The sequence below is a fragment of the Streptomyces sp. NBC_00154 genome, from assembly GCF_026342835.1.
Lineage (GTDB): Bacteria > Actinomycetota > Actinomycetes > Streptomycetales > Streptomycetaceae > Streptomyces.
In genome coordinates, this window is the sequence record NZ_JAPEMI010000001.1 from 2,214,194 (window position 1) to 2,236,413 (window position 22,220).

Genomic DNA, 22,220 nt, shown 5'->3' on the forward strand with positions numbered 1-22,220 from the left:
GCCGGGGCGCTCGGGGTGGGCTGTCCCGGCGGTCCGGTTGGCCGGTCCGGCGGTCCGCATCCCCCTCCACATCATCAGCCTGTACGTTTCCGACCGTGCCTGCTCTGAAAAAGACCGCGTTGACGGTCACCTCTGCCGTCCTGCTGTCCACCTTTGTCGTCGGCCCCGCGTCAGCGGTCGGCAAGGACACCACAGACGATCCGAAGCCGACCGCCCCGATGTCGAAGGTCGGCGGCAGCCGGCTCGGCCTCGTCGGCACCCAGGTCGATCTGGGGCCAAACGCCCCGGTGCTGCCGAAGGACCTCACCGGACGGTCCTGGATCGTCGCGGACGCGGAGAGCGGCGAGGTGCTCGCCTCGCACAACTCGCACTGGCGGCTGCCCCCGGCTTCCACGCTGAAGATGCTGTTCGCGGACACGGTCATGGACGCGCCCGAGCTCCAGCCGAAGACCCTGAAGCACAAGGTGACGAACAAGGATCTCGCCGACGTCGGTGAGGGCAGCAGCCTGGTCGGCGTCAAGGAGCGCCTGACGTACACGGTCCACGACCTGTGGCTCGGCGTCTTCCTGCGCTCCGGCAACGACGCGGTGCATGTGCTGTCCTCGATGTACGGCGGCGTCCCCAGGACCGTCACCGCCATGCAGGAGCACGCCGAGGAGTTGCAGGCCCTCGACACGCACGTCGTGTCGCCCGACGGCTACGACGCCCCGGGCCAGGTCTCCAGCGCGTACGACCTCACGCTGTTCGCCCGCAGCGGACTGCAGAAGGAGGACTTCCGCGAGTACTGTTCGACTGCCACGGCCGAATTCCCCGGCGAGAAGAAGGCCGGCAAGAAGCGCGAGGCCTTCCAGATCCAGAACACCAACCGGCTGCTCACCGGCGACGTCGGCGTCGAGCCGTACAAGGGCATCGCGGGCGTCAAGAACGGCTACACCACGCACGCGGGCAACACCTTCACCGGTGTCGCCGAGCGCAACGGCAAGGTGCTGCTCGTCACCGTCATGAACCCGAAGTCCGACGAGAGACACGCCGTCTACAAGGAGGCCGCGAGCCTGCTCGACTGGGGCTTCGACGCGGCCGGCAAGGTGACCCCGGTCGGCGAACTGGTCCCCCCGAAGTCCGCGCAGACCGGAACCGGCAAGGGCATGGAATCGGGCGGCGGACAGGGCACGGCGGGCGCCAACGGCGCGGCGAACAAGGGCAAGCACGGTTCGGGCACCACCAAGGCGGCCGCGGCCGGTGCGGGCTCCAGCGGGGTCGGGATCGCGCTCGGGATCGTCGGCGGGGTCCTGGCGCTGCTGGCCGGCGGGGTGTTCCTGGTCAACCGGCGCTGGCCGCTGCCGGACCTGGTGCGCCGCCTTCCTCGCCGCTGACGTCCGCGGCGCCCTCCTTCGTCTGCCGCCTGCTCGGCGTCGCCGTCCAGGCGGCGCAGAACAGCAGCAGTTTCGCGGTGAAGTTGATCCACAGCAGGAGGGCGATCGGTACGCCGAAGGCGCCGTACATGCTCTTCGACGCGACGCCCTTCATATAGCTGCCGAGCAGCAGCTTGAGGAGTTCGAAGCCGATCGCGCCGATCACCGCGGCGGTCACCAGCCTGCGGTGCGGCGGCTTGACGCCGGGCAGCAGCGTCAGCAGATAGAGCAGCAGCAGGAAGTCGGCCAGGGCCGCCACCAGCAGGGCGGCGGTCTGCAGCAGCACCCCGCCGGCCCCGCGGTCGGAGATGCCCACCAGCCGGGCGGTCCAGCCGACCGCGGTGGAGCCGGCCGTGGAGGCGGCGAGGGTGACGAGCGCCGCTCCGCCGAGGCCGACCAGCAGTCCGGCGTCCTTGAGCTTACGGACGACCGGATTGCCCTGGTCCACGTCGTCCATCTCCCAGACCGCGCGCAGACAGTCACGCATCGCACCGATCCAGCCGACACCGGTGAAGAGCAGCAGCACACCGGCGACCAGCCCGACCGTCCCCGCGTGGGCCACCAGACCGGCGATGCCGAGCTGGTCGGAGATGCCGGGCACCTGCTCGGCGACCTTGTCCTCGATCTTGTTCAGCTGCTCGGTGGAGAGCATCGCGGCGCCGATCGCCGCGGCGACCGCGATCAGCGGGAAGAGCGCCAGGAAGCTGATGAAGGTGATCGCAGCGGCGAGCCTGGTCCAGTGGACCCGGTCGAGCCTTTCGTACGAGCGCCAGGCGTGCGTCGTCATCAGCCAGGAGACCAGTGGCCCGATGACGGGGAGTTTCTTCAGCCAGTCCATGACGTGCGCGTACCCTCCTGGGCGCGAAAAACCGTTGGGTGGCCCCCACTGCACTCTTCTGGTCGGCGGCGGACGTTTCGCATCCTGAATGGCTGACACTCTTTCAACCACCCATTTCGGTGAGTGTTGTAACAAATCCCTCAAAGGTGTTTTCCCGGGCGATACGGTCACCACCATGTCCGTCGACACCGTGTCCCTGACCGGCTGGGGCCGCACCGCCCCGACGACCGCACTGCGGTTCCGCCCCCGTACGTACGAGGAGGCGGCGGTCGCGGTACGCGGCTGCGGACCCCGTGGTTCCATCGCCCGCGGCCTCGGCCGGGCCTACGGCGACGCGGCGCAGAACGCGGGCGGCTCCGTACTCGACATGACCGCGCTGAACCGGATCCGTACCATCGACGCCGCAGCCGGCCTGGTGGTGTGCGACGCGGGCGTGAGCCTGCACCGGCTGATGGAAGTGCTGCTGCCGCTCGGCTGGTTCGTGCCGGTGACCCCGGGGACCCGTTACGTCACGGTGGGCGGCGCGATCGGCGCCGACATCCACGGCAGGAACCAGCACGTCTCCGGCTCCTTCTCCCGACACGTACGGGCCATGGAGCTGCTCACCGCCGACGGCACGATCCGGACGGTCCGGCCCGGCACCGACCTCTTCGACGCGACCGCGGGAGGCCTGGGACTGACCGGGGTGATCCTGTCGGCCACGCTCCAGTTCCACCCCGTCGCGACGTCGCTCATGTCGGTCGACACCGAACGGGCCGTCGATCTGGACGACTTGATGGCCCGGCTCACCGCCTCCGACCACCGCTACCGCTACTCGGCCGCCTGGATCGACCTCCTCGCCCGCGGCCGGGCGACCGGGCGCTCCGTACTCACCCGCGGGGAGCACGCACCCCTGCATGTGCTCCCGGCGCGCGACCGGCGCACACCGCTCATGTTCCGCCCTGGCCGGCTACCCGCGGCGCCTGCGTTCGTACCGGACAGGCTGCTCGGCCGTACCTCCGTCGCCCTGTTCAACGAGCTCTGGTACCGCAGAGCCCCCAAGTTCCGCACCGGTGAACTCCAGAAGCTGTCCACGTACTTCCACCTGCTGGACGCCGTGCCGCACTGGAACCGGGTCCACGGCCGCGGCGGCTTCGTGCGGTACCAGTTCGTCGTCGGACTCGGACAGGAGGAGGCGCTGTGCCGCATCGTCCGGCGGATCTCGCAGCGCCGCTGCCCGTCGTTCCTCGCCGTGCTCAAGCGGTTCGGGGACGGTGATCCGGGCTGGCTGTCCTTCCCGATGCCGGGCTGGACGCTCGCCCTCGATCTGCCTGCCGCCCTGCCGGGCCTGGCCCGCTTCCTCGACGGGCTGGACGAGGAGGTGGCAGCGGCGGGCGGCCGCGTCTGCCTGGCAAAGGACTCCAGGCTGCGCCCCGAGTCGCTGGCCACCATGTATCCGCGACTGCACGAATTCCTGGCGCTGCGCGCCGAATTGGACCCGAACGGGGCGTTCCGCTCGGACCTCTCCCGCCGCCTCGCGCTCTGAACCAGTGCTACACCCGCCGGCTCTTCTTCCCCCCGCCTCCCACCAACTCGCCGTCCGCCGCCCCCGCTAGGAGTGTTTTCGTGAAGGACGCCTTCGGTGCCCCGCAGTCCCTGCTCTTGCTCGGTGGCACGTCCCGGATCGGGCTGGCGACCGCGCGCCGTCTGATCTCCCGCCGCACCCGCACGGTCTGGCTGGCCGGACGCCCCTCGCCCGGACTGGAGTCTGCCGCGGCGGAACTGCGCGCCCTGGGCGCGTACGTCCGTACCGTCGACTTCGACGCCCTGGACTCCGAGTCCCATGAGACCGCCCTCGGCAAGATCTTCACCGAGGGCGACATCGACATGGTGCTGCTCGCGTTCGGCATCCTCGGGGACCAGGAGCGCGACGAGGAGGAGCCGCTCTCCGCGGTACGGGTCGCGCAGACCAACTACACGGGGGCCGTCTCCGCCGGCCTGGTGTGCGCCGGCGCGCTCCAGGAGCAGGGTCACGGATCGCTGGTGGTGCTGTCCTCGGTGGCGGGCGAGCGGGCCCGCCGCGCCGACTTCATCTACGGATCGAGCAAGGCGGGGCTGGACGCGTTCGCCCAGGGGCTGGGCGACGCTCTGCACGGCACCGGGGTGCATGTGATGGTCGTACGCCCCGGCTTCGTACGGTCGAGGACGACGGCGGGGGTGGCCGGGGCGCGGCTCGCGACGACCCCGGAGGCGGTCGCGGACGCGATCGTGACGGGGCTGCGGCGACGCTCGGAGACGGTGTGGGTACCGGGCGCGCTGCGGGTCGTGATGTCGGCGCTGCGCCATGTGCCGCGGCCGCTCTTCCGGCGTCTTCCGGTCTGAGCGGTGCGGTTACGGGGTCCGGCAGACCGTGGGAGCGCGGTCGGCCGGCACCTGCGGCCTCAGGGCTGCAGGGACGGCTCGTCCACGGAACTGCCGCCCTGCGCGGGTACCGCGGGAGCGGATCCCTCCGCCCCGAACGGGAACTCGTTGATCTTGCGCCAGACGGCGTCCGGGCCCTGCTCGTACAGCGCGAAGGAACCGCAGGTCCAGGACGCCTCGTAGTCGGAGAGCTCCGCGTACGCCCGGTCCATCGCCTCCTCGGCGATGTCGTGCGCCACGGTCACGTGCGGGTGGTACGGGAACTGCAGCTCGCGCATCAGCGGGCCGGACGCGTCGCGCACCCGCTTCTGCAGCCAGGCGCACGCCGACGCGCCCTCGACGACCTGGACGTAGACGACCGGCGACAGGGGGCGGAAGGTCCCCGTCCCGGACAGCCGCATCGGAAAGGGGCGGCCGCCGGTCGCGATCTGGGCAAGATGCCGTTCGACCGCGGGCAGGTCGGCCGCCTCGGCCTCGGTCGGCGGGAGAAGGGTGACGTGGGTGGGAATGCCGTATGCGGCAGGGTCCCCGAAGCTCGCGCGCCGCTCCTGGAGCAGGCTGCCGTAGGGCTCCGGGACCGCGATCGAAACGCCGAGCGTTACGGTCCCCACGTCGTTCTCCTCAATCTTCGAAGGTCGATGGCCGGCTTCGCGCCGTCACCGGAGTCGGTTTCCCGTCGCCAGTGTGCCGCCTGCGGCCACCGTCCCGCCAGGGTCCTTGGACTCAGTGCTTCGCGGGCAGAAAGCCCATCCGGTCGTAGGTCAGCGCCAGGGTCTCGGCGGCCACCGCTCGGGCCTTCTCCGCGCCCTTGGCCAGGATCGAGTCCAGCGACTCGGGGTCGTCGAGGTATTCCTGGGTGCGGGTCCGGAACGGTGTGACGAACTCGACCATCACCTCTGCGAGGTCGGTCTTCAACGCACCGTAACCCTTGCCCTCGTACTTCTGTTCCAGATCCTCGATACCGGTTCCGGTGAGGGTGGAGTAGATGGTCAGGAGGTTGCTGACGCCCGGCTTCTCGGCGCGGTCGAAGCGGATGACGGTGTCCGTGTCGGTGACCGCGCTCTTGACCTTCTTGGCCGTGGCCTTCGGCTCGTCGAGGAGGTTGATCAGCCCCTTCGGGGTGGCCGCCGACTTGCTCATCTTGGACGACGGGTCCTGAAGATCGAAGATCTTCGCCGTCTCCTTGAGGATGTACGGGTCCGGGATGGTGAAGGTCTCACCGAACCGGGCGTTGAAGCGCTCGGCGAGGTCACGGGTGAGCTCGATGTGCTGGCGCTGGTCCTCGCCGACCGGGACCTGGTTGGCCTGGTACAGCAGGATGTCCGCGACCTGGAGGACCGGGTAGGTGAAGAGGCCGACGGTGGCCCGGTCGGCGCCCTGCTTTGCGGACTTGTCCTTGAACTGCGTCATCCGGGATGCCTCGCCGAAGCCCGTCAGGCAGTTCATCACCCAGCCGAGCTGAGCGTGCTCGGGGACATGGCTCTGGACGAAGAGCGTGCAGCGTTCCGGGTCGAGTCCGGCGGCGAGCAGCTGGGCGGCGGCGAGCCGGGTGTTCGCACGAAGCTCGACGGGATCCTGCGGAATGGTGATCGCATGCAGGTCCACGACCATGTAGAAGGCGTCGTGGGACTCCTGCAGCGCCACCCACTGGCGGACCGCACCGAGGTAGTTGCCGAGGTGGAACGAGCCTGCGGTGGGCTGGATTCCGGAGAGCACGCGGGGGCGTTCAGAGGCCATGAAACTCATTGTCTCAGGTACGGAACCGATCTCCGGCAGCCGGTGTATGAAAGGTGTGAGGACGCAGGAGGGGGCCCTGCAGAGGGGCCGGGAGGGGGGCCGCGCCGTCGACGACGGGGGTACGGACCGCGCTCTCGGGCGTGCCGAGGGGCAGGTGGAGGGGCGGGCCGGGCAGCAGGCCGGGGCCCGGGCCGAGGCGGCGGCGAGAGCGCCGACCGAGGGCGAGGCGGCGGTGATCGCTCGTGTGCGCGCCGGGGAGGCGGAGGCATACGCGCAGCTCGTGCGCGCCCACACAGGCGTCGCCCTGCGGGCCGCGGTCGCCTTCGGGGCGGGGCCCGACGCCGAGGATGTGGTGCAGTCGGCGTTCTTCAAGGCGTACCAGTCGCTGGGCCGTTTCCGGGAGGGGGCGGCATTCCGGCCATGGCTGCTGCGGATCGTGGTGAATGAGACGAGGAACACAATCCGGTCGGCGGGCCGGGCGCGGGCGGTGGCCGGGCGCGAGGCGATACTGCGGGGCGCCGATCCGGTGATACCGGAGTCGGCGGATCCGGCGGTGGCGGCGCTCGCGGAGGAGCGGCGGACGCTGCTGACAGCCGCTCTCGACGAGCTGAGCGAGGAGCATCGGCGGGTCGTCACGTACCGCTACCTGCTGGAGATGGACGAGGCGGAGACGGCACAGGCCCTGGGCTGGCCACGGGGGACGGTGAAGTCCCGGCTGAACCGCGCCCTGAAAAAGCTGGAGAAGAAGCTCGGGACGACTGCGGACGGTCGAAGGACGGACAGGCGAGAGGCGGGAGGGGGTGAGGAGCATGAGTGACGCTGAGCGAGGGCGTGGCGGTGACCGGGCGCGCCTGCGGGCGGAGCTGCTGGCGCTGGGGCGCGGGATGGGTGTGCCGGAGCAGGATCCGGAGGGCGCCGGGCTGACGATGGCGGAGCGGGTGCTGGCGCAGATCGTCGCGGAGGCGGTCCCGGCGCCCGTCCCCGTTCCGCCGGGGCGGCTGAAGCGGGCCGGGGCGTGGGTGCGGAGGCAGGCCCGCCTGCTGGCCGCGGCCCTCTCGGGGGTCCTGGTCGTGCTGGTGCTGACGCCTCCGGTGCGGGCGACGGTCGCGGACTGGTTCGCCTTCGGCGGGGTCGAGGTGCGGTACGACCCGTCCGCGCCGGCCCCCGAGCGGCCGGGTGAGCCGGTGCCTGACTGTGACACCCCGGTGACGCTGTCGGAGGCGGCACGGCGATCGGGCTTCCGGCCGGTCGTACCGCCGGCGCTCGGCGCACCGGCTGCGGTGGCCCTGACGGAACTGCCGCAAGGCCGGTCCATGGTCACGCTGTGCTGGCGGGAGAACGGGCGGACGGTACGGCTCGACGAGTTCTTGTCGAGACTCGATCCGTACTTCACGAAGCAGGTGCGGGAGCAGCCGGAGTGGCTGAAGGTCCATGACGGCCGGGGCGGCCGGGTGGACGGGCTGTGGTTCGCCCGGCCGCATGTGCTGCGCTTCGGCATGGTCGACGGGGACGGCAACCGGTGGACGCGGTCGCAACGGACGGCTGGGCCCACCCTGTTGTGGGTCAAGGACGATCGGCTGACACTGCGGCTGGAGGGCGTGGACGCGCGGGAGCGGGCCCGCGCGGTAGCCAAGTCCACGCTCGGTCGGGCCGGCGATCGATAGGCCTGGGATCGGTGGGCGCCGGAGCGGAACCTGCGGGGCTCGAGCGGTGTACCAGAAGTGACGCGGTACGGACGGGCCGTAGCGCACAGGACGACAGTACAAAAGACGACAGTACAAGGGGACGTCATGGGAAAGCCAGGAAGCCTGTTGGCGCGAGGGCCGCGGCTGCGTTCCGCGCAACGGCAGGAGGGCCGGTTCAGGCGGCGGCCGGGGGCCCGGTTCCTGCGGCTGTCGGCCGTGCTGGCGGTGGTGTGGGGGCTGAGTCTCTGCCTCGCGCCGGGTGCGGTGGCAGGCGGATCGACGACCGTGCTCGTCTCTTCGCCCGACAGCGGGGAGGCGACCGCACTCTCCGTCTCGGATCCGAGATTTGCCGAGCTGGAGGCCCTGCTGGGCCCGGCCGGAAAGGGCGCCAAGCAGCGGCCGCAGAGCATGGACGCGGCGATGGGGACCCGGCAGATCAATGTGACCTGGATGGTCCTGGATCTGGAGCCGATGCGGACCGACCGCGTCTTCCCGGGCGACGATCCGGACGCCATATGGATACACACGGCGTCCGAAGTCCCCTATACCTTCCGCGGGTACTGGCACCGGGCGAAGAATCCGGCGGGGCTGGTCAAGCTGTTCACGGAGCTCGGGCTGATGGGGAAGACGAGCAACCAGGACGCGTACGCGAGGGTGTTCCCACAAGCCTGGGACAACAAGAAGATGTCCGCCCCGATGGACCCGCTGGCCGGCCTCGCGTCGGAACCGGAGACTTCCCCGTCGGCCTCTGCGGACACCGCCAGGGCCTCCGGCTCCTCCGACCGCTTCAACGGCGTGTGGTGGGCCGTACCCGGGCTGGTGGCGGGGGCGGCGCTCGCTCTGGCCCTGCGCCCCCTGGCAGCTCGCCGGAGTGGTGACGGCGGGGATGGCGGCGGCCGCAAGAGCCGCCCACGTCAGGAGCTCCTGGATCTCTGACTGCGCTATCTCACGGGCGCGCCATGGATTGAAGGTTTCCTCCCCGGAGATCCGACCGACGATACAAAGTGGGCAGCACCCCAGCCCACGCCGCACGACGAACGGAGATCCCGTGTCGACCACGGAAACCGCCATCGCCTCCGCCGAGGCGCACAGCGCGCACAACTACCATCCGCTTCCGGTCGTCGTCGCCTCGGCGGAAGGCGCCTGGATGACCGATGTCGAAGGCCGGCGCTATCTCGACATGCTCGCGGGCTACTCGGCGCTCAACTTCGGCCATGGCAACCGACGCCTGATCGAGGCGGCCAAGGCACAGCTGGACCGGGTGACCCTGACCTCGCGCGCCTTCCATCACGACCGGTTCGCCGACTTCTGTACGCAGCTCGCCGAGTTGTGCGGCATGGAGATGGTGCTGCCCATGAACACCGGGGCGGAGGCCGTGGAGACCGCGGTGAAGACCGCCCGCAAGTGGGGTTACCGGGTGAAGGGCGTCCCGGACGGCATGGCGAAGATCATCGTTGCGGCGAACAACTTCCACGGCCGGACGACGACCATCATCAGTTTCTCCACGGACCAGGAGGCGCGGGCGGACTTCGGCCCCTACACGCCGGGGTTCGAGATCGTGCCGTACGGGGACCTGACCGCGCTGCGTGCGGCGATGACGGACAACACCGTGGCGGTGCTGCTGGAGCCGATCCAGGGCGAGGCCGGGGTGCTGGTGCCACCGCCCGGCTACCTCCCACGGGTGCGCGAGCTGACCCGCGAGCGGGATGTGCTCTTCATCGCGGACGAGATCCAGTCGGGTCTGGGCCGGACGGGCAAGACCTTCGCCTGCGAGCACGAGGGTGTCGTGCCGGACATGTATGTGCTCGGCAAGGCGCTGGGCGGCGGCGTGGTACCGGTGTCGGCCGTGGTCTCGTCGGCCGCGGTGCTCGGGGTGTACCGGCCGGGTGAGCACGGCTCCACGTTCGGCGGCAACCCTCTCGCCTGTGCGGTCGCGCTGGAGGTCATCGCGATGCTGCGCACCGGCGAGTTCCAGCAGCGGGCCACGGAGTTGGGCGACCACCTCCACCAGGAGCTGGGACTGATGGTGGGTGGCGGCGCGGTGGAGACGGTGCGGGGCCGCGGGCTGTGGGCGGGAGTCGACATCGCCCCGGGTCATGGCACGGGTCGGGAGGTCTCCGAGAAGCTGATGGACCGCCGGGTGCTGGTCAAGGACACCCACGGTTCGACGATCCGGATCGCTCCGCCTCTGGTGATCAGCAAGGAGGACCTGGACTGGGGCCTGGAGCAACTGCGCGAAGTACTGCGCGGCTGACGGCGCCGGGTCGGTGGGGCCGGGTCGGCCGGCCCCACCGGTGTCGCTAAAGGATGACGTGAGGCAGGAAGCGTGCGTACTCGTCCGTCACCAGCCCCGCCGATTCCCGGATGCCGAGCCCCGCGGACTCGTCCTCGACGACCCAGGCGCCCAGCACGACCCGGTTGCCGTCGAAGTCCGGCAGCGGGGCGAGCTCCTGATAGCAGCACGGCTCGTCCCGTGTGACCACGGGACTTCCCGGCTCATGGATCGTGACGCCGGCGCCCTCACGGCCGAGCAGTGGCTTGGCGACATAGCCGATGCCACCTCCACCGTTCCTGTCCCCGGCCAGTTCGCGAGGACCGTCGAGATAGGAGGGCAACAGATTCGGGTGACCCGGATAGAGCTCCCATAGGATGGCCAACAGCGCCTTGTTGGACAGGAGCATCTTCCAGGCGGGCTCGATCCAGCAGGTGGTGCCCGTGCCGCCGCCGTTGTCGAGGGTGTCCAGGACATGGGGGCCGAAGCGATCGGTCGCCAGCCACTCCCACGGGTAGAGCTTGAAGCAGCTACGGATGAAGCGGAGCCTGTCGTCGACGAACCGTCCGGTCAGCCGGTCCCAGCCGATCTTTTCCACGGAGAGCGCCTCCGTGTCGAGCCCGGCCTGTTCGGCGGTCTCGCGGAGATACGCGACCGTCATCAGGTCCTCGCCGAGTTCGTCCCCCTCGGAGTGGGCGAAATGCAGCGGTCCCGGTGGCAGCAGTGCGGCCTGCCGCTTCCATGCCGCGACGAGGCGTTCGTGAAGGGAGTTCCACTGGTCGGCGTCCGGGAAGCGGTCCTCCATCCAGAACCACTGGGCACTGGCCGCCTCCACGAGTGAGGTGGGGGTGTCGGCGTTGTACTCCAGCATCTTCGCCGGGCCGGTTCCGTCGTAGCGCAGGTCGAACCGGCCGTACAGGGACGGAAGTTCGGCGCGGCGCCGCCACGACTCGGTGATCAGAGCGGCCAGTCGCCGGTCGGTGATGCCGAGGTCGGCGAAGCGGTCCTGCTCGACGATGTGCGCGGCGGCAGCCAGGCACATCGTGTGCAGCTCCTCGACCACGTCCTCCAGCGCCTCGACCTCGGGCAGCGAGAAGACGTAGTACGCGCTCTCGTCCCAGTAGGGGCGCAGCGATCCGTCCGGGTAACGGGTCAGCGGATAGACGATCCCCTGCTCCTCGACGGTCTCCTGCCAGCCGGGGCGCGGTTCGGTGGTGCGGCGTTCCATGGCCGGTCAGCCGCCGCCCGTACCGGAGCAGCCGAAGCCGCCGCGATCGACGGCGGACTTGTCGAAACTACCGCCCTGGACCTTGCCGCCCTTGGAGCTGCCGCCGTAGTAGTAAGTGCCGTTGCCACTGCTGCTCTTGCACTCGTAACTCGGCAGCTTGGAGTGGGTCACCGGATCCACACACCGCTTGTCCGGTTCCGATCCGCACGAGGTGATCGCCGCCGCGAGAACCCCCATGGAGCCGAGCACCACCGTGCTCGACCTCACTCTGCGCTTGGACATCTTCCGTCTCCCCCATCGTTCCGTTCCAGTCATAGGACCGTCGGTCAGATTAGATGGCCGCCCGAGGAGGCGGGAACCCTGGTACTGGGGCTGGGGCGGGATGCGGTCTCGGGGTGGTCGAGGTCGCGGCGCCGGAGCACACGGATACTGACGGCAGGGCGCGCGGACGGCAGGTGCGGGCGAGGGTGCCGTCGGGGTCACGGTTACTACGGCAGCACCCGGCAGAGTGCTTCCAGAGCGCCCGTCCAGGCGCTGTCGGTCGGGGCGCCGAAGCTGATGACCAGTGCGTCCTTTCCGGCCTCCGCGTCCGCGTGCCGGAAGCGGGCCATGCCTTCCAGGGCCAGCCCCTGGAAGGCCGCGGCCTGGATCACCGATCGCTCGCTGCCGTCCGGGAGTTCGAGGACGGCGTGCAGACCGGCGGCGATCCCGCTGATGCGGAGTGCGGGCGCCTGTTCCGCGAGCGCCGCGACGAGCTGGTCGCGGCGGCGCCGGTAGCGCAGCCTCATCGAGCGCACATGACGGTCGTACGCACCGGACTCGATGAACTCCGCGAGCGTCAGCTGGTCCGGCGCGCTCGACACCCAGTCGATGTCGCCCTTCGCCTCGGCCACCTCCTTCACCAGTTCCTGCGGCAGCACCATCCAGGCCAGTCGCAGCCCCGGCGCCAGGGACTTACTGGTCGTCCCCATATAGACGACCCGTTCCGGGTCGAGGCCCTGGAGGGCGCCGACCGGCTGCCGGTCGTAGCGGAACTCGCCGTCGTAGTCGTCCTCCAGGATCAGACCGCCCGCACCCCGTGCCCAGTCCACGGCCGCGGCCCGACGGTCGGGATGGAGCGGCACCCCCGTCGGGAACTGGTGCGCGGGAGTCATCAGCACCGCGCCCACCCCGCGCATCCCGACCAGCTCCCCGGTCCGCGAACCGAGTCCGTCGAGCGGCAGGCACGGCGTGCGGAGTCCGGCGTCCCCGAGCACATTCCAGTGCGCATCCAGTCCGTACGACTCGACAGCCACCTCCCGCACCCGCCGCTTCCGCAACACCTTCCCCATCAGCATCAGCCCGTGGAGGAAGCCGGAACAGATCACGATCCGCTCCGGGGCCGCGTACACCCCGCGGGCCCGCGCCAGATAGTCGGCCAGTACGGTGCGCAGCTCGATGCGCCCGCGCGGATCGCCGTACCCGAAGGCGTCGTTCGGCGCGGCGGTCAGGGCGCGCCGGGCCGCCTTGAGCCAGTCGGCGCGCGGGAACGTCGACAGGTCGGGCGAGCCGGGCATCAAGCTGTAGGCGGGCCGGCGCCGCACCGGCCGGGAGCGCGGGGCCGTCGCAGCCGGTCGACGTGGCTCGGCCCGCTGCGCGACCCGGGTGCCCGAACCCTGCCGGGCTGTGAGCCAGCCCTCGGCGACCAGCTCGGCGTAGGCGTCGGCCACGGTGTTCCGGGCGATCCCCAGGTCGGCGGCGAGCGTGCGGGACGAGGGCAGCCGGGTCCCGGGCGTCAGCCGCCCGGTCCGTACGGCCTCCCGCAGCGCGTTCATCAGCCCGGCCCGCAGCCCCGCCGCACCTGCCGGGTCGATGTGCAGGTCGGCTCCGAAAGTGGCCCAGGAATCCGTCATGTAAATGGACCATACTCCTGCGCCATCCGCCCCGTAGCGTCATACACATGACTACGAACGAGCACCACCACCCGACCTCCGACTACGCCCCCGAACACAGCCCCCGCATGCAGTGGGCCGAGCTCGCCCCCGATGTCTTCAAGGCCATGGTCCGGCTGGAGACGGCATCCCGTAAGGGGCTGGACCCGATCCTCGCCGAGCTGGTGAAGATCCGTTCCTCGCAGCTCAACCACTGTGCGTTCTGCCTCGACATGCACACCAAGGACGCGCTCGCGGCGGGCGAGTCGATCGAGCGGATCATCCAGCTCAGCGCGTGGGAGGAGTCGCGGCACTTCTACACGGAGAGGGAGATCGCGGCGATCGAGCTGACGGAGGCCGTGACGGTCCTGACCGACGGTTTCGTGCCGGACGACGTGTACGAGAAGGCCGCAAAGCACTTCGAGGAGGCCGAGCTGGCCCAGCTGATCGCCGCCATCACGGTGATCAACGCCTGGAACCGGTTCTCCGTGGCCACTCGTATGGTCCCCGGCCACTACTCTCCCAGCGACACGAAGCACTGACCCGGGCCGAGCAGCGTCGCCGCGCCGCCGCGCCGCCCCTCCTCCACCTCGCCCCTCCCGGGAGCCCCGCGATGACCGTCTCCGTCTTCCGCGACCTGCACCACGGCCGCACCCCCGGAGACCCGCTGGTCCTCCCCGGACCATGGGACGCCGCGAGCGCCCGTGTCTTCGCCGACGCCGGCTTCCCGGCGCTCGCCACGCCGAGCGCCGGGGTCGCGGCCTCGCTCGGGTACGAGGACGGGGCGGCGCCCGCCGCCGAGATGTTCGCGGCCGTGGCCCGGATCGTGCGCGCCGTTCCCGTACCCGTCTCGGCGGACATCGAGGCCGGTTACGGGCTGCCACCGAAGGAACTCGTGGAACGGCTCCTCGACACCGGTGCGGTCGGCTGCAACCTGGAGGACTCGGCCGGCGGCGTCCTGACGGACCCGCAGCGGCAGGCGGACCGGCTGGCGGAGGTACGCGCGGTCGCGGGCGATCAGCTCTTCGTCAACGCTCGCGTCGATACGTATGTGCGCGGCGTCCCGGACGGCACCGACCCGGAGACGGAGACGATCGCACGCGGCCGGCTGTATGCGGCAGCCGGTGCGGACTGCGTCTACCCGATCGCCGCACCGCACGAGTCCCTTCCCCGCCTGGCCGCCGCCATCCCGGCCCCGCTCAACGTCTTCGCCCTGCCGGACGACCCGACCCCGCGCCGCCTCGGCGAACTGGGCGCCACCCGGATCACGTTCGGCCCCGGGCTGCAGCGCCAGGCCATGGCAGCCCTCCGTGAGATCGCCGACCGGCTGCACGCGCTGTAGCCTCCCGCCGTCCGCGCACCGAGCCCGCCAGACCCTAGCCGTGGGCCTGTCGGCCGCCGAAGGCAGCCAGGGTCCGTTCCAGCATCGGCATGGCCCGCACCACGTTGCGGGAGCGGATCAGGGCGTCCCAGGCGGGTTCGAACTTCTTCCAGCCGCCCGCGTACGCCAGGTGCCTCAGCCGCTCGTGCGTGCCCGGCTGTGCGGCCGCGCCGCGCCAGATGTTCGACCAGCGGTAGAAGTCCCGGTACGCACGCCAGTAGCCGTCCTCCAGCTGACGCGCGGTCATCCCTTTCGGGCGGTGGACGACATGGCGGGTGTCGTAGAGATCCCAGTCCCGGTGGACGATCCGGTTCTCGGCCTCCATCTGCTTCCACAGGCCGGTGGACGGATACGGCGTCATGATGTGAAAGGTGGCCGTCTCGATGCCCTGCTCGACGGCCCACTCCACCGTCCGGTCGAAGACGTCCGGGCCGTCGTGGTCGAGGCCGAAGACGAAGCTGGCGTTGACCATGACACCGGCGTCATGCAGCCGGCGGACGGCGGCCGCGTAGTCCTTGCCGATGTTCTGTTCCTTGCGGCGTTCGGCGAGATTCGCACTGTTGACGGTCTCGAAGCCGACGAACAGGCTGCGCAGGCCCGCGTCCACGGCCCGCTCCAGCAGGTCCGGCTGGAGTACGGACTTCACGGTGCCGGCCGCCTGCCAGAGCCGCCCCATGCCGGCCATCCCGTCGAAGAGCGCCTCGGCGAAACGCCGGTTGCCGAGCAGATGATCGTCGAGGAAGTACAGGTGCTTGCCGGGTAGCCGCTCGATCTCGGCGAGAGCGTCGTCGACGGCCTGGGTGTAGAAGGACTTGCCGCCCTCGAAGAACGCGTCCTTGTAGCAGAAGTCGCAGTGGTGCGGGCAGCCGCGCGAGACGACGATCGAGTTGGGCACCAGATACAGGTTCCGCTTGATCAGGTCCCGTCGTACGGGCGGCAGTCCGGCCAGGGTGCGCAGCTTGGAGTCGTACCGGCGGCCCGGCACGCCGTCCCGGAACTCCTTCAGGAACAGCGGCCAGGTGTCCTCCCCCGGCCCGGTGAAGATCGTGTCGGCGTGCGCCGCCGCCTCGTCCGGGAGCGAGGTCACATGGAGGCCGCCCATGGCGACGTGGACACCCCGGGCACGGAAGTGGTCGGCTATCTCGTAGCTGCGCCGGGCGGAGGTGATGTACGGCTGGACGACCAGCAGCTCGGGGCTGTCGAGCGCCTCGATGTCGACCCGTTCGACATGCTCGTCGAGGAGCGTCACCTCGTCGTCCGGATCCAGGTAGCCGGCGAGGGTCGCCAGGCCGAGCGGCGGGAAGAGCGAGTACTTGATGGGCCGGAAGAGCGGGCTGGTCGCCTCGGTCAGGGCCGGAAGAATCATCGTCACGCGCATGACAGCCCAGACTGCCCGGACCGTGTCCGCAGTTCCCACCCACGGCCGTTCCCGCCGACGGCCATCTGCGAACGCAGCCGCCCCCGGCAGCGACTGCTGCCGGGGGCGGTGAGGTGCGCGCCAGGAGGCGTACGGATCAGATCAGACCGAGCTCGCGAACCGCGTCGCGCTCCTCGGCGAGCTCCTGCACCGACGCGTCGATGCGCGTGCGGGAGAACTCGTTGATGTCCAGGCCCTGGACGATCTCGTACTTGCCGTCCTTCGTGGTGACCGGGAAGGACGAGATGAGGCCCTCGGGCACACCGTAGGAACCGTCCGACGGGATACCCATCGAGGTCCAGTCGCCGGGGGCGGTGCCGTTGACCCAGGTGTACACGTGGTCGATGGCGGCGTTGGCGGCCGAGGCGGCCGAGGACGCGCCACGGGCCTCGATGATCGCGGCGCCGCGCTTGGCGACGGTCGGGATGAAGGTGTCGGCCAGCCACGCCTCGTCGTTGACGAGCTCGGCGGCGTTCTTGCCGGCCACCTCCGCGTGGAAGATGTCCGGGTACTGGGTCGCCGAGTGGTTGCCCCAGATCGTCAGCTTCTTGATGTCGGAGACGGCGGCGCCGGTCTTGGCGGCCAGCTGCGAGATCGCGCGGTTGTGGTCCAGACGGGTCATCGCGGTGAAGCGCTCGGCCGGTACGTCCGGGGCGGCGGCCTGCGCGATGAGCGCGTTGGTGTTGGCCGGGTTGCCGACGACGAGGACCTTGATGTCGTCCGCGGCGTTGTCGTTGATCGCCTTGCCCTGCGGCTTGAAGATGCCGCCGTTGGCGGAGAGCAGGTCACCGCGCTCCATGCCCTTCGTACGGGGGCGGGCGCCGACGAGCAGAGCGACGTTGGCACCGGCGAAGCCGACGTTGGCGTCGTCCGTGATCTCGATGTTGCGCAGCAGCGGGAAGGCGCAGTCGTCGAGCTCCATCGCGGTGCCCTCGGCGGCCTTCAGACCCTGCGGGATCTCCAGGAGGCGCAGGTTGACCGGCACGTCCGGGCCGAGCAGGTGGCCGGAGGCGATGCGGAAGAGCAGCGCGTAGCCGATCTGGCCGGCTGCGCCGGTCACGGTGACATTCACGGGAGTGCGGGTCATGGCGATCTCCGTTAGACAGCTGGCGGTGGGGGTCCCTGCCCCTGGTGCTGGATATCCCTTGAATCTTGATGTGAAGAGATATCCAGCGATCAGGCTATCCGACCCGGAACCTCCCGGCCGCCCGGCCCCCTGTGGCACCGCACACAACCGGTCACGCACCGCTCACCGCGACCCGCGTCTCATCCGGCGGCTTCGGTGGTGCACCCCTTCGTCCCGGACGCGAGCGTCGCGCAGGCCCTGGCGTCCGCGGCCTTCTTGACAGCGACCATGGGGGTGTACGCGTCCGTGTCCGTGCCGGCGTCCACCGCGCCGCGCTGCCCCGCGGCCGCGCCTGCGGTGATCCGGACCGTGTCGCCCGGAGTGGCCCTGGTGATCCGGGCCCACGCCGCGGCACACGTCTCGCTGTAGCGCACCTCGACGAGACTTCCGCCGACCGTGACGCTTGCGGCCGTATTGGCGAACCTGCCGCCGCACCCCATGTCCTCCGGATCCTTCCCCGTGCAGTCGGCACCGCTGCACCTGACGCCGTCCGGCAGCTCGGGCGCGCTCGGGCTCGGCGACGCCGACGGAGTGGCGGCGTCCTTCCTGTCGTTGTCGTCACCGCCCGGGCCGGTCAGGAGTACCGCGGCGGCTATCACCATCAGCGCGCCCACCACGCCGGCGAGGAACACGGTGAGCTTGCGGCGGTCGACCGGCTTCCGCGGACCGCCGCCTTGTTGCGGCTGCGGTGGCTGCGGCGGCCGTCCCCCTGCAGCGGATCCGCATGTGTCTGTGTATCCGGCACCCGGGCGCGCCTGTGACTGCTGCGGCACGCGCGGGGACGTCCCGCGCTGAATCGGTACGGACGGTGCGCGGCCCCCGTCGCGTCCACCCGCACCCCGGTCCGTATCCGCGTCCGTGGCTGTGCCGGTGACCGCGCCGGTGACCGCGGAGCGGCGGCTCCCGCCATGGCCCACCGGACTCGGCCCGAACTCGCCCAGCGCCGCACGCGCCTGGGCGATCCGGATGCCCTCCATCGTCATGTCGTGGCGCATCTCGGCGCGGCTCCAGGCCCGCTCCGCCACCTCCCACATGGTCGTCAGATGCACCTGATCGGTATCCGTGGCCTCGGCGAGAGCGACGATCGCCCCTTTGGGCGCGAGCAGCCGGCCGTTCAGATAGCGCTCCCACGAGGTCTTGCTGTAGCCCGTGCGGTCAGCAACCGCGGCAATGCTCAGACCACTGCGGTCGATGAGTCTGCGGAGCTGGCCGGCAAACTCCCTGACCTGTGGATCGAGTTCATCCGGTAGTGCCTTCCAACGAGGCATTACTTCCCCCTCAATTCCCCCGAATATGCCTGATGTGCCCCGCTCTGTCGTTCCCCCCTTGTCCCGAAACGGCGGTCTACCGTTCCGGACTACCCAGGAGGATGCACAAAGGCAGCCGGTCAGTTCCTGGAAAGAGAGCGCACCGAGTCATTCGGGAGTTCGGCTCGCACCGTCGAGCGCCCCCTGCCCCGCCCTGCGTTGCCGTGCCGGTCTGCCACCGTTGCGCGGCGATCACACCGTGGCGGAATGGTCACTTCCGTGCCACAGGCCACAGGGTTTCCTTGAACCGTCGTTCCTCGTCGACGAGGCTGGATCCGGGTCGGGGCAAGGCCGCTCAAGTCACCACTTTCCGGGGCTTCTTCGCTCCTGCGGGCCCCGGCCGCTGGTGTCCGTCCCTTCTCGGGGGAGGGGACGGACACCACCTGGTGGGCGGCAGGCCGCCGCGCGGAAGCCAGGCCCGCCTGCCCGAGCTCGGGCAGGACTCAGCGGGATGCCATCTCCTTCTGCAGGTTGACGTCCAGCGCGCCCAGGAACTGTTCCGTGGTCAGCCAGGGGGCGTCCTCGGAGATCAGCAGCGCCAGGTCCTTTGTCATCCGGCCGCCCTCGACGGTCTCGACGCAGACCCTCTCCAGCGCCTCGGCGAACGCGATGACCTCGGGCGTGCCGTCCAGCTTGCCGCGGTGCGCGAGACCGCGGGTCCAGGCGAAGACCGACGCGATCGGGTTGGTCGACGTCGCCCTGCCCTGCTGGTGCCGGCGGTAGTGGCGGGTGACCGTGCCGTGTGCGGCCTCCGCCTCGACGGTCCTGCCGTCGGGCGACATGAGGACCGACGTCATCAGGCCGAGCGAGCCGAAGCCCTGCGCCACGATGTCGGACTGGACGTCACCGTCGTAGTTCTTGCACGCCCAGACGTAGCCGCCCTCCCACTTGAGCGCCGAGGCGACCATGTCGTCGATCAGACGGTGCTCGTAGGTGAGTCCGGCCTTCGCGAACTCCGCACCGAACTCGGCGTCGAAGACCTCCTGGAAGATGTCCTTGAAGCGGCCGTCGTACTTCTTGAGGATCGTGTTCTTCGTGGACATGTACACCGGGTACCCGCGGTCCAGGCCGTAGCGGAACGAGGTGCGCGCGAAGTCGCGGATCGACTCGTCGTGGTTGTACATCGACAGTGCGACGCCGGCGTCCGGGAACTCGTGCACCTCGACCTCGACCGGCTCGGAGCCGTCCTTCGGGGTGAACGTCATGGTGAGCGTGCCCGGGCCCGGGATCTTCAGGTCGGTGGCACGGTACTGGTCGCCGAAGGCGTGACGGCCGACGACGATGGGCTTGGTCCAGCCCGGGACGAGCCGCGGCACGTTCTCCATGATGATCGGCTCGCGGAAGATGACGCCGCCGAGGATGTTGCGGATCGTGCCGTTCGGCGAGCGGTGCATGGCCTTCAGACCGAACTCCTCGACCCGGCCCTCGTCCGGCGTGATCGTGGCGCACTTGACCCCGACGCCGTACTGCTTGATGGCGTGGGCGGCGTCGACCGTGACCTGGTCGTTGGTGGCGTCGCGGTGCTCGATGCCCAGATCGAAGTACTTCAGCTCGACATCGAGGTACGGGAGGATCAGCTTGTCCTTGATGAAGGACCAGATGATGCGGGTCATCTCGTCACCGTCGAGCTCGACGACGGGGTTGACCACCTTGATCTTGACCATGGAGTGGAACGTCCCTTCCGCGCTTCGGCCAATTTATCTCGACGCCAAGATACTCGACATCGAGATAGATGGCCACGGTCTGCCGCTCAAAAGCCGCGGCCCCCTCACACCCGGTGTGGGTGGCGAGGGGGCCGGTTCGGCGTTACGAGGAGTACGCGGCGTCCTGGACGCACTCGGCGCCGGACGTACCGGGTGCCGTACGGGAGTCAGCGGATCGTGAAGCGGACCGCGTGCTCCAGGAACGGTACGTCCAGCCACGGCTTGGGCTGCGCCACGAGCGCGAGCAGCACGATCAGAACGCCCAGCAGTCCGTAGGTCACCAGGTCGGTGAACCGGGAACGGACCGCCAGCATGCCCACCGAGGGGACCACGCAGCGCAGCACGGCTCCACCGATGAGAGCGACGCCGATCAGTATCGTGCCGATCCTGAAGGCCTCGGCGAAGGGGTTGACGGCCACGATCAGCAGGCCGATCCCGGCCGTGCAGAGCACGGCGAGCAGCGGCCACTGGCGGGCCGGGGCCGGCGCGTCCCCGGACGCCGCCCTGCCGCCGCCCTCGGGGCGCGCAGTGTCCCGGGTGAACGAGGGGAACCGTCGCGACGGGCGGGGCCCGACAGGCGGACCACCGCTGGGAGCGGAGTCGCCGGGGGCGGGTTCACCGGCAGCGGGGTCGCTGCTGCCGGAGCCGACGCCCGCGGCTTCGGCCGTCGCTTCGGCACTGGTTTCGCCATCCGCGACTTCGGCATCCGTAGCCTCTTCGCCCGCAGGCCCGGCGTCCGGGCCCTCGACCGCAGCGCTCATGCCCTCGCCCGGCACACCCTCGGCACGCTCATCCGCACCGCGCGCGCCTCCGCCCGGCGGCACCGGAATCGTCCGGTCCGCCGCAGCGGCCGGGTCGGCCGGACTCGTACCAGCACCCATGAGGTTCCTTCCGGATCAGGTCGGTCGGCTCAGTCGGCGGAGACGGAAGCCGCGGCGGCCGCATCGTGCTCGGCCGCCTCGACCACGTTGACGAGCAGCTGGGCACGGGTCATCGGGCCGACACCGCCCGGGTTCGGGGAGATCCACGCGGCGACCTCGGCCACCCCGGGGTGCACATCGCCGACGATCTTCCCCTCCTCGTCCCGGCTGACGCCGACGTCGAGCACGGCCGCGCCCGGCTTCACGTACTCGGGCCTGATGATGTGCGGCGAACCCGCGGCGGCGACGATGATGTCGGCCTGCTTGAGCTGGGCGGCGAGGTCACGCGTGCCGGTGTGGCACTGGGTGACGGTGGCGTTCTCGGACTTACGGGTCAGCAGCAGCGGGATCGAGCGGCCGATGGTGACACCGCGGCCGACGACCACGACGTGCGCCCCGTTGATCTCGACGTCGTGGTGGCGGAGCAGCTGGACGACGCCCTGCGGGGTGCACGGCAGCGGGCCCGTCTCGTTCAGGACGAGCCGGCCGAGGTTCATCGGGTGCAGACCGTCCGCGTCCTTGGCCGGGTCCATCAGTTCCAGTACACGGTTGGTGTCGATGCCCTTGGGGAGGGGAAGCTGCACGATGTACCCCGTGCAGTCGGGGTTGGCGTTGAGTTCCCGTACGACATCCTCGATCTCCTCCTGGGTGGCGGTGTCGGGGAGTTCGCGCTGGATGGAGCCGATGCCGACCTGCGCGCAGTCGCGGTGCTTGCCGTTCACGTACCACCTGCTGCCCGGGTCGTCCCCGACGAGCAGGGTTCCCAGGCCAGGGGTGATGCCCTGCGCCTTGAGGGCCGCCACGCGGACGGTCAGATCGGACTTGATCGCGGCTGCGGTGGCCTTGCCATCGAGAATCTGGGCAGTCATAGTGCCCATCCTCGC

General features: G+C 70.2%; 21 protein-coding genes. 9 read left to right on the top strand and 12 right to left on the bottom strand.

What is annotated here, in order from left to right:
• The first annotated feature begins 95 nt into the window (after nt 1-95).
• On the top strand, nt 96-1,373 hold the full coding sequence (locus tag OHA03_RS09705; protein ID WP_323181191.1) for a D-alanyl-D-alanine carboxypeptidase: 1,278 nt from the start codon (nt 96-98) through the stop codon (nt 1,371-1,373).
• Here the strand turns inward: OHA03_RS09705 and OHA03_RS09710 are convergent.
• Complete coding sequence (locus OHA03_RS09710) at nt 1,321-2,250, bottom strand: YihY/virulence factor BrkB family protein (RefSeq protein ID WP_267002777.1); 930 nt, start codon at nt 2,248-2,250, stop codon at nt 1,321-1,323. The two genes, OHA03_RS09705 and OHA03_RS09710, sit on opposite strands and share 53 nt — an antisense overlap.
• Nucleotides 2,251-2,425: 175 nt before the next feature.
• On the opposite strand from OHA03_RS09710, the gene OHA03_RS09715 reads away from it, so the two are divergent.
• The gene (locus OHA03_RS09715) at nt 2,426-3,775 is read left to right on the top strand and encodes an FAD-binding oxidoreductase (protein WP_267002779.1); all 1,350 of its coding nucleotides are present in this window, start codon (nt 2,426-2,428) and stop codon (nt 3,773-3,775) included.
• A gap of 80 nt (nt 3,776-3,855) precedes the next feature.
• Entirely contained in the window at nt 3,856-4,611 is a 756-nt protein-coding gene (locus OHA03_RS09720; protein ID WP_267002781.1) for a decaprenylphospho-beta-D-erythro-pentofuranosid-2-ulose 2-reductase, read from the top strand.
• Nucleotides 4,612-4,670: 59 nt separating this feature from the next.
• Here OHA03_RS09720 and OHA03_RS09725 read toward each other — a convergent pair whose 3' ends face one another.
• On the bottom strand, nt 4,671-5,261 hold the full coding sequence (locus tag OHA03_RS09725) for a 2'-5' RNA ligase family protein (RefSeq protein ID WP_267002783.1): 591 nt from the start codon (nt 5,259-5,261) through the stop codon (nt 4,671-4,673).
• Nucleotides 5,262-5,373: 112 nt separating this feature from the next.
• Nucleotides 5,374-6,387, bottom strand: a complete 1,014-nt coding sequence (gene trpS / locus OHA03_RS09730; RefSeq protein WP_267002785.1) for a tryptophan--tRNA ligase — start codon at nt 6,385-6,387, stop codon at nt 5,374-5,376.
• Nucleotides 6,388-6,442: 55 nt separating this feature from the next.
• On the opposite strand from trpS, the gene OHA03_RS09735 reads away from it, so the two are divergent.
• The 4 genes from OHA03_RS09735 (at nt 6,443) to rocD (ending at nt 10,326) form a co-directional block, all read left to right on the top strand.
• Nucleotides 6,443-7,204: a sigma-70 family RNA polymerase sigma factor gene (locus OHA03_RS09735; protein WP_354006153.1), complete on the top strand. Its 762-nt coding sequence runs from the start codon at nt 6,443-6,445 to the stop codon at nt 7,202-7,204.
• Nucleotides 7,197-8,051, top strand: coding sequence for a hypothetical protein (locus OHA03_RS09740; protein WP_267002787.1), 855 nt, complete (start codon nt 7,197-7,199; stop codon nt 8,049-8,051). The genes OHA03_RS09735 and OHA03_RS09740 overlap by 8 nt, the downstream gene beginning before the upstream one ends.
• Before the next feature lie 126 nt (nt 8,052-8,177).
• Nucleotides 8,178-9,008: a hypothetical protein gene (locus tag OHA03_RS09745; protein ID WP_267002789.1), complete on the top strand. Its 831-nt coding sequence runs from the start codon at nt 8,178-8,180 to the stop codon at nt 9,006-9,008.
• A gap of 112 nt (nt 9,009-9,120) precedes the next feature.
• A complete protein-coding gene (rocD, locus tag OHA03_RS09750) occupies nt 9,121-10,326 on the top strand; it encodes an ornithine--oxo-acid transaminase (RefSeq protein WP_267002791.1) in 1,206 nt (401 codons plus the stop codon).
• A gap of 46 nt (nt 10,327-10,372) precedes the next feature.
• Here the strand turns inward: rocD and OHA03_RS09755 are convergent, their stop codons facing one another.
• The 3 genes from OHA03_RS09755 to OHA03_RS09765 form a co-directional block, all read right to left on the bottom strand.
• On the bottom strand, nt 10,373-11,572 hold the full coding sequence (locus tag OHA03_RS09755; protein WP_267002792.1) for a glutathionylspermidine synthase family protein: 1,200 nt from the start codon (nt 11,570-11,572) through the stop codon (nt 10,373-10,375).
• 6 nt (nt 11,573-11,578) lie between these two features.
• On the bottom strand, nt 11,579-11,854 hold the full coding sequence (locus OHA03_RS09760; RefSeq protein WP_267002794.1) for a hypothetical protein: 276 nt from the start codon (nt 11,852-11,854) through the stop codon (nt 11,579-11,581).
• 206 nt (nt 11,855-12,060) lie between these two features.
• On the bottom strand, nt 12,061-13,464 hold the full coding sequence (locus OHA03_RS09765; protein WP_267002796.1) for a PLP-dependent aminotransferase family protein: 1,404 nt from the start codon (nt 13,462-13,464) through the stop codon (nt 12,061-12,063).
• A gap of 47 nt (nt 13,465-13,511) precedes the next feature.
• Here OHA03_RS09765 and OHA03_RS09770 point away from each other — a divergent pair, with 47 nt between their 5' ends.
• Nucleotides 13,512-14,024, top strand: a complete 513-nt coding sequence (locus OHA03_RS09770; protein WP_267002798.1) for a carboxymuconolactone decarboxylase family protein — start codon at nt 13,512-13,514, stop codon at nt 14,022-14,024.
• Between the two features lie 71 nt (nt 14,025-14,095).
• Nucleotides 14,096-14,824 (top strand): isocitrate lyase/phosphoenolpyruvate mutase family protein, encoded by a 729-nt coding sequence (locus OHA03_RS09775; protein WP_267002800.1) that lies wholly within the window; start codon nt 14,096-14,098, stop codon nt 14,822-14,824.
• A gap of 34 nt (nt 14,825-14,858) precedes the next feature.
• Here the strand turns inward: OHA03_RS09775 and OHA03_RS09780 are convergent, their stop codons facing one another.
• The 6 genes from OHA03_RS09780 to OHA03_RS09805 form a co-directional block, all read right to left on the bottom strand.
• Nucleotides 14,859-16,241 (bottom strand): radical SAM protein, encoded by a 1,383-nt coding sequence (locus OHA03_RS09780; RefSeq protein ID WP_267002802.1) that lies wholly within the window; start codon nt 16,239-16,241, stop codon nt 14,859-14,861.
• 136 nt (nt 16,242-16,377) lie between these two features.
• Nucleotides 16,378-17,367, bottom strand: coding sequence for a malate dehydrogenase (locus tag OHA03_RS09785; protein ID WP_030914454.1), 990 nt, complete (start codon nt 17,365-17,367; stop codon nt 16,378-16,380).
• A 179-nt stretch (nt 17,368-17,546) separates the two neighbouring features.
• Entirely contained in the window at nt 17,547-18,674 is a 1,128-nt protein-coding gene (locus OHA03_RS09790) for an XRE family transcriptional regulator (RefSeq protein WP_267002805.1), read from the bottom strand.
• Between the two features lie 482 nt (nt 18,675-19,156).
• Nucleotides 19,157-20,377, bottom strand: coding sequence for an NADP-dependent isocitrate dehydrogenase (locus OHA03_RS09795; RefSeq protein WP_267002807.1), 1,221 nt, complete (start codon nt 20,375-20,377; stop codon nt 19,157-19,159).
• Nucleotides 20,378-20,583: 206 nt separating this feature from the next.
• A complete protein-coding gene (locus OHA03_RS09800) occupies nt 20,584-21,297 on the bottom strand; it encodes a DUF3017 domain-containing protein (RefSeq protein WP_267002809.1) in 714 nt (237 codons plus the stop codon).
• Nucleotides 21,298-21,326: 29 nt separating this feature from the next.
• Nucleotides 21,327-22,205 carry a bifunctional methylenetetrahydrofolate dehydrogenase/methenyltetrahydrofolate cyclohydrolase gene (locus tag OHA03_RS09805; protein WP_267002811.1) on the bottom strand — a complete coding sequence of 293 codons (879 nt, stop codon included), beginning with the start codon at nt 22,203-22,205 and terminating at the stop codon, nt 21,327-21,329.
• Nucleotides 22,206-22,220: the final 15 nt, after the last annotated feature.

Excerpts from the sequence above, each read along its gene's own strand:
- OHA03_RS09795 (WP_267002807.1), bottom strand. The coding sequence starts at position 20,377 with ATGGTCAAGATCAAGGTGGTCAACCCCGTCGTCGAGCTCGACGGTGAC.
- OHA03_RS09710 (WP_267002777.1), bottom strand. The coding sequence starts at position 2,250 with ATGGACTGGCTGAAGAAACTCCCCGTCATCGGGCCACTGGTCTCCTGG.
- trpS (WP_267002785.1), bottom strand. The coding sequence starts at position 6,387 with ATGGCCTCTGAACGCCCCCGCGTGCTCTCCGGAATCCAGCCCACCGCA.
- OHA03_RS09790 (WP_267002805.1), bottom strand. The coding sequence starts at position 18,674 with ATGCCTCGTTGGAAGGCACTACCGGATGAACTCGATCCACAGGTCAGG.
- OHA03_RS09765 (WP_267002796.1), bottom strand. The coding sequence starts at position 13,464 with ATGACGGATTCCTGGGCCACTTTCGGAGCCGACCTGCACATCGACCCG.
- OHA03_RS09715 (WP_267002779.1), top strand. The coding sequence starts at position 2,426 with ATGTCCGTCGACACCGTGTCCCTGACCGGCTGGGGCCGCACCGCCCCG.
- OHA03_RS09800 (WP_267002809.1), bottom strand. The coding sequence starts at position 21,297 with ATGGGTGCTGGTACGAGTCCGGCCGACCCGGCCGCTGCGGCGGACCGG.
- OHA03_RS09740 (WP_267002787.1), top strand. The coding sequence starts at position 7,197 with ATGAGTGACGCTGAGCGAGGGCGTGGCGGTGACCGGGCGCGCCTGCGG.
- OHA03_RS09785 (WP_030914454.1), bottom strand. The coding sequence starts at position 17,367 with ATGACCCGCACTCCCGTGAATGTCACCGTGACCGGCGCAGCCGGCCAG.
- OHA03_RS09745 (WP_267002789.1), top strand. The coding sequence starts at position 8,178 with ATGGGAAAGCCAGGAAGCCTGTTGGCGCGAGGGCCGCGGCTGCGTTCC.
- OHA03_RS09755 (WP_267002792.1), bottom strand. The coding sequence starts at position 11,572 with ATGGAACGCCGCACCACCGAACCGCGCCCCGGCTGGCAGGAGACCGTC.
- OHA03_RS09775 (WP_267002800.1), top strand. The coding sequence starts at position 14,096 with ATGACCGTCTCCGTCTTCCGCGACCTGCACCACGGCCGCACCCCCGGA.
- OHA03_RS09780 (WP_267002802.1), bottom strand. The coding sequence starts at position 16,241 with ATGCGCGTGACGATGATTCTTCCGGCCCTGACCGAGGCGACCAGCCCG.
- OHA03_RS09760 (WP_267002794.1), bottom strand. The coding sequence starts at position 11,854 with ATGTCCAAGCGCAGAGTGAGGTCGAGCACGGTGGTGCTCGGCTCCATG.
- OHA03_RS09805 (WP_267002811.1), bottom strand. The coding sequence starts at position 22,205 with ATGACTGCCCAGATTCTCGATGGCAAGGCCACCGCAGCCGCGATCAAG.
- OHA03_RS09770 (WP_267002798.1), top strand. The coding sequence starts at position 13,512 with ATGACTACGAACGAGCACCACCACCCGACCTCCGACTACGCCCCCGAA.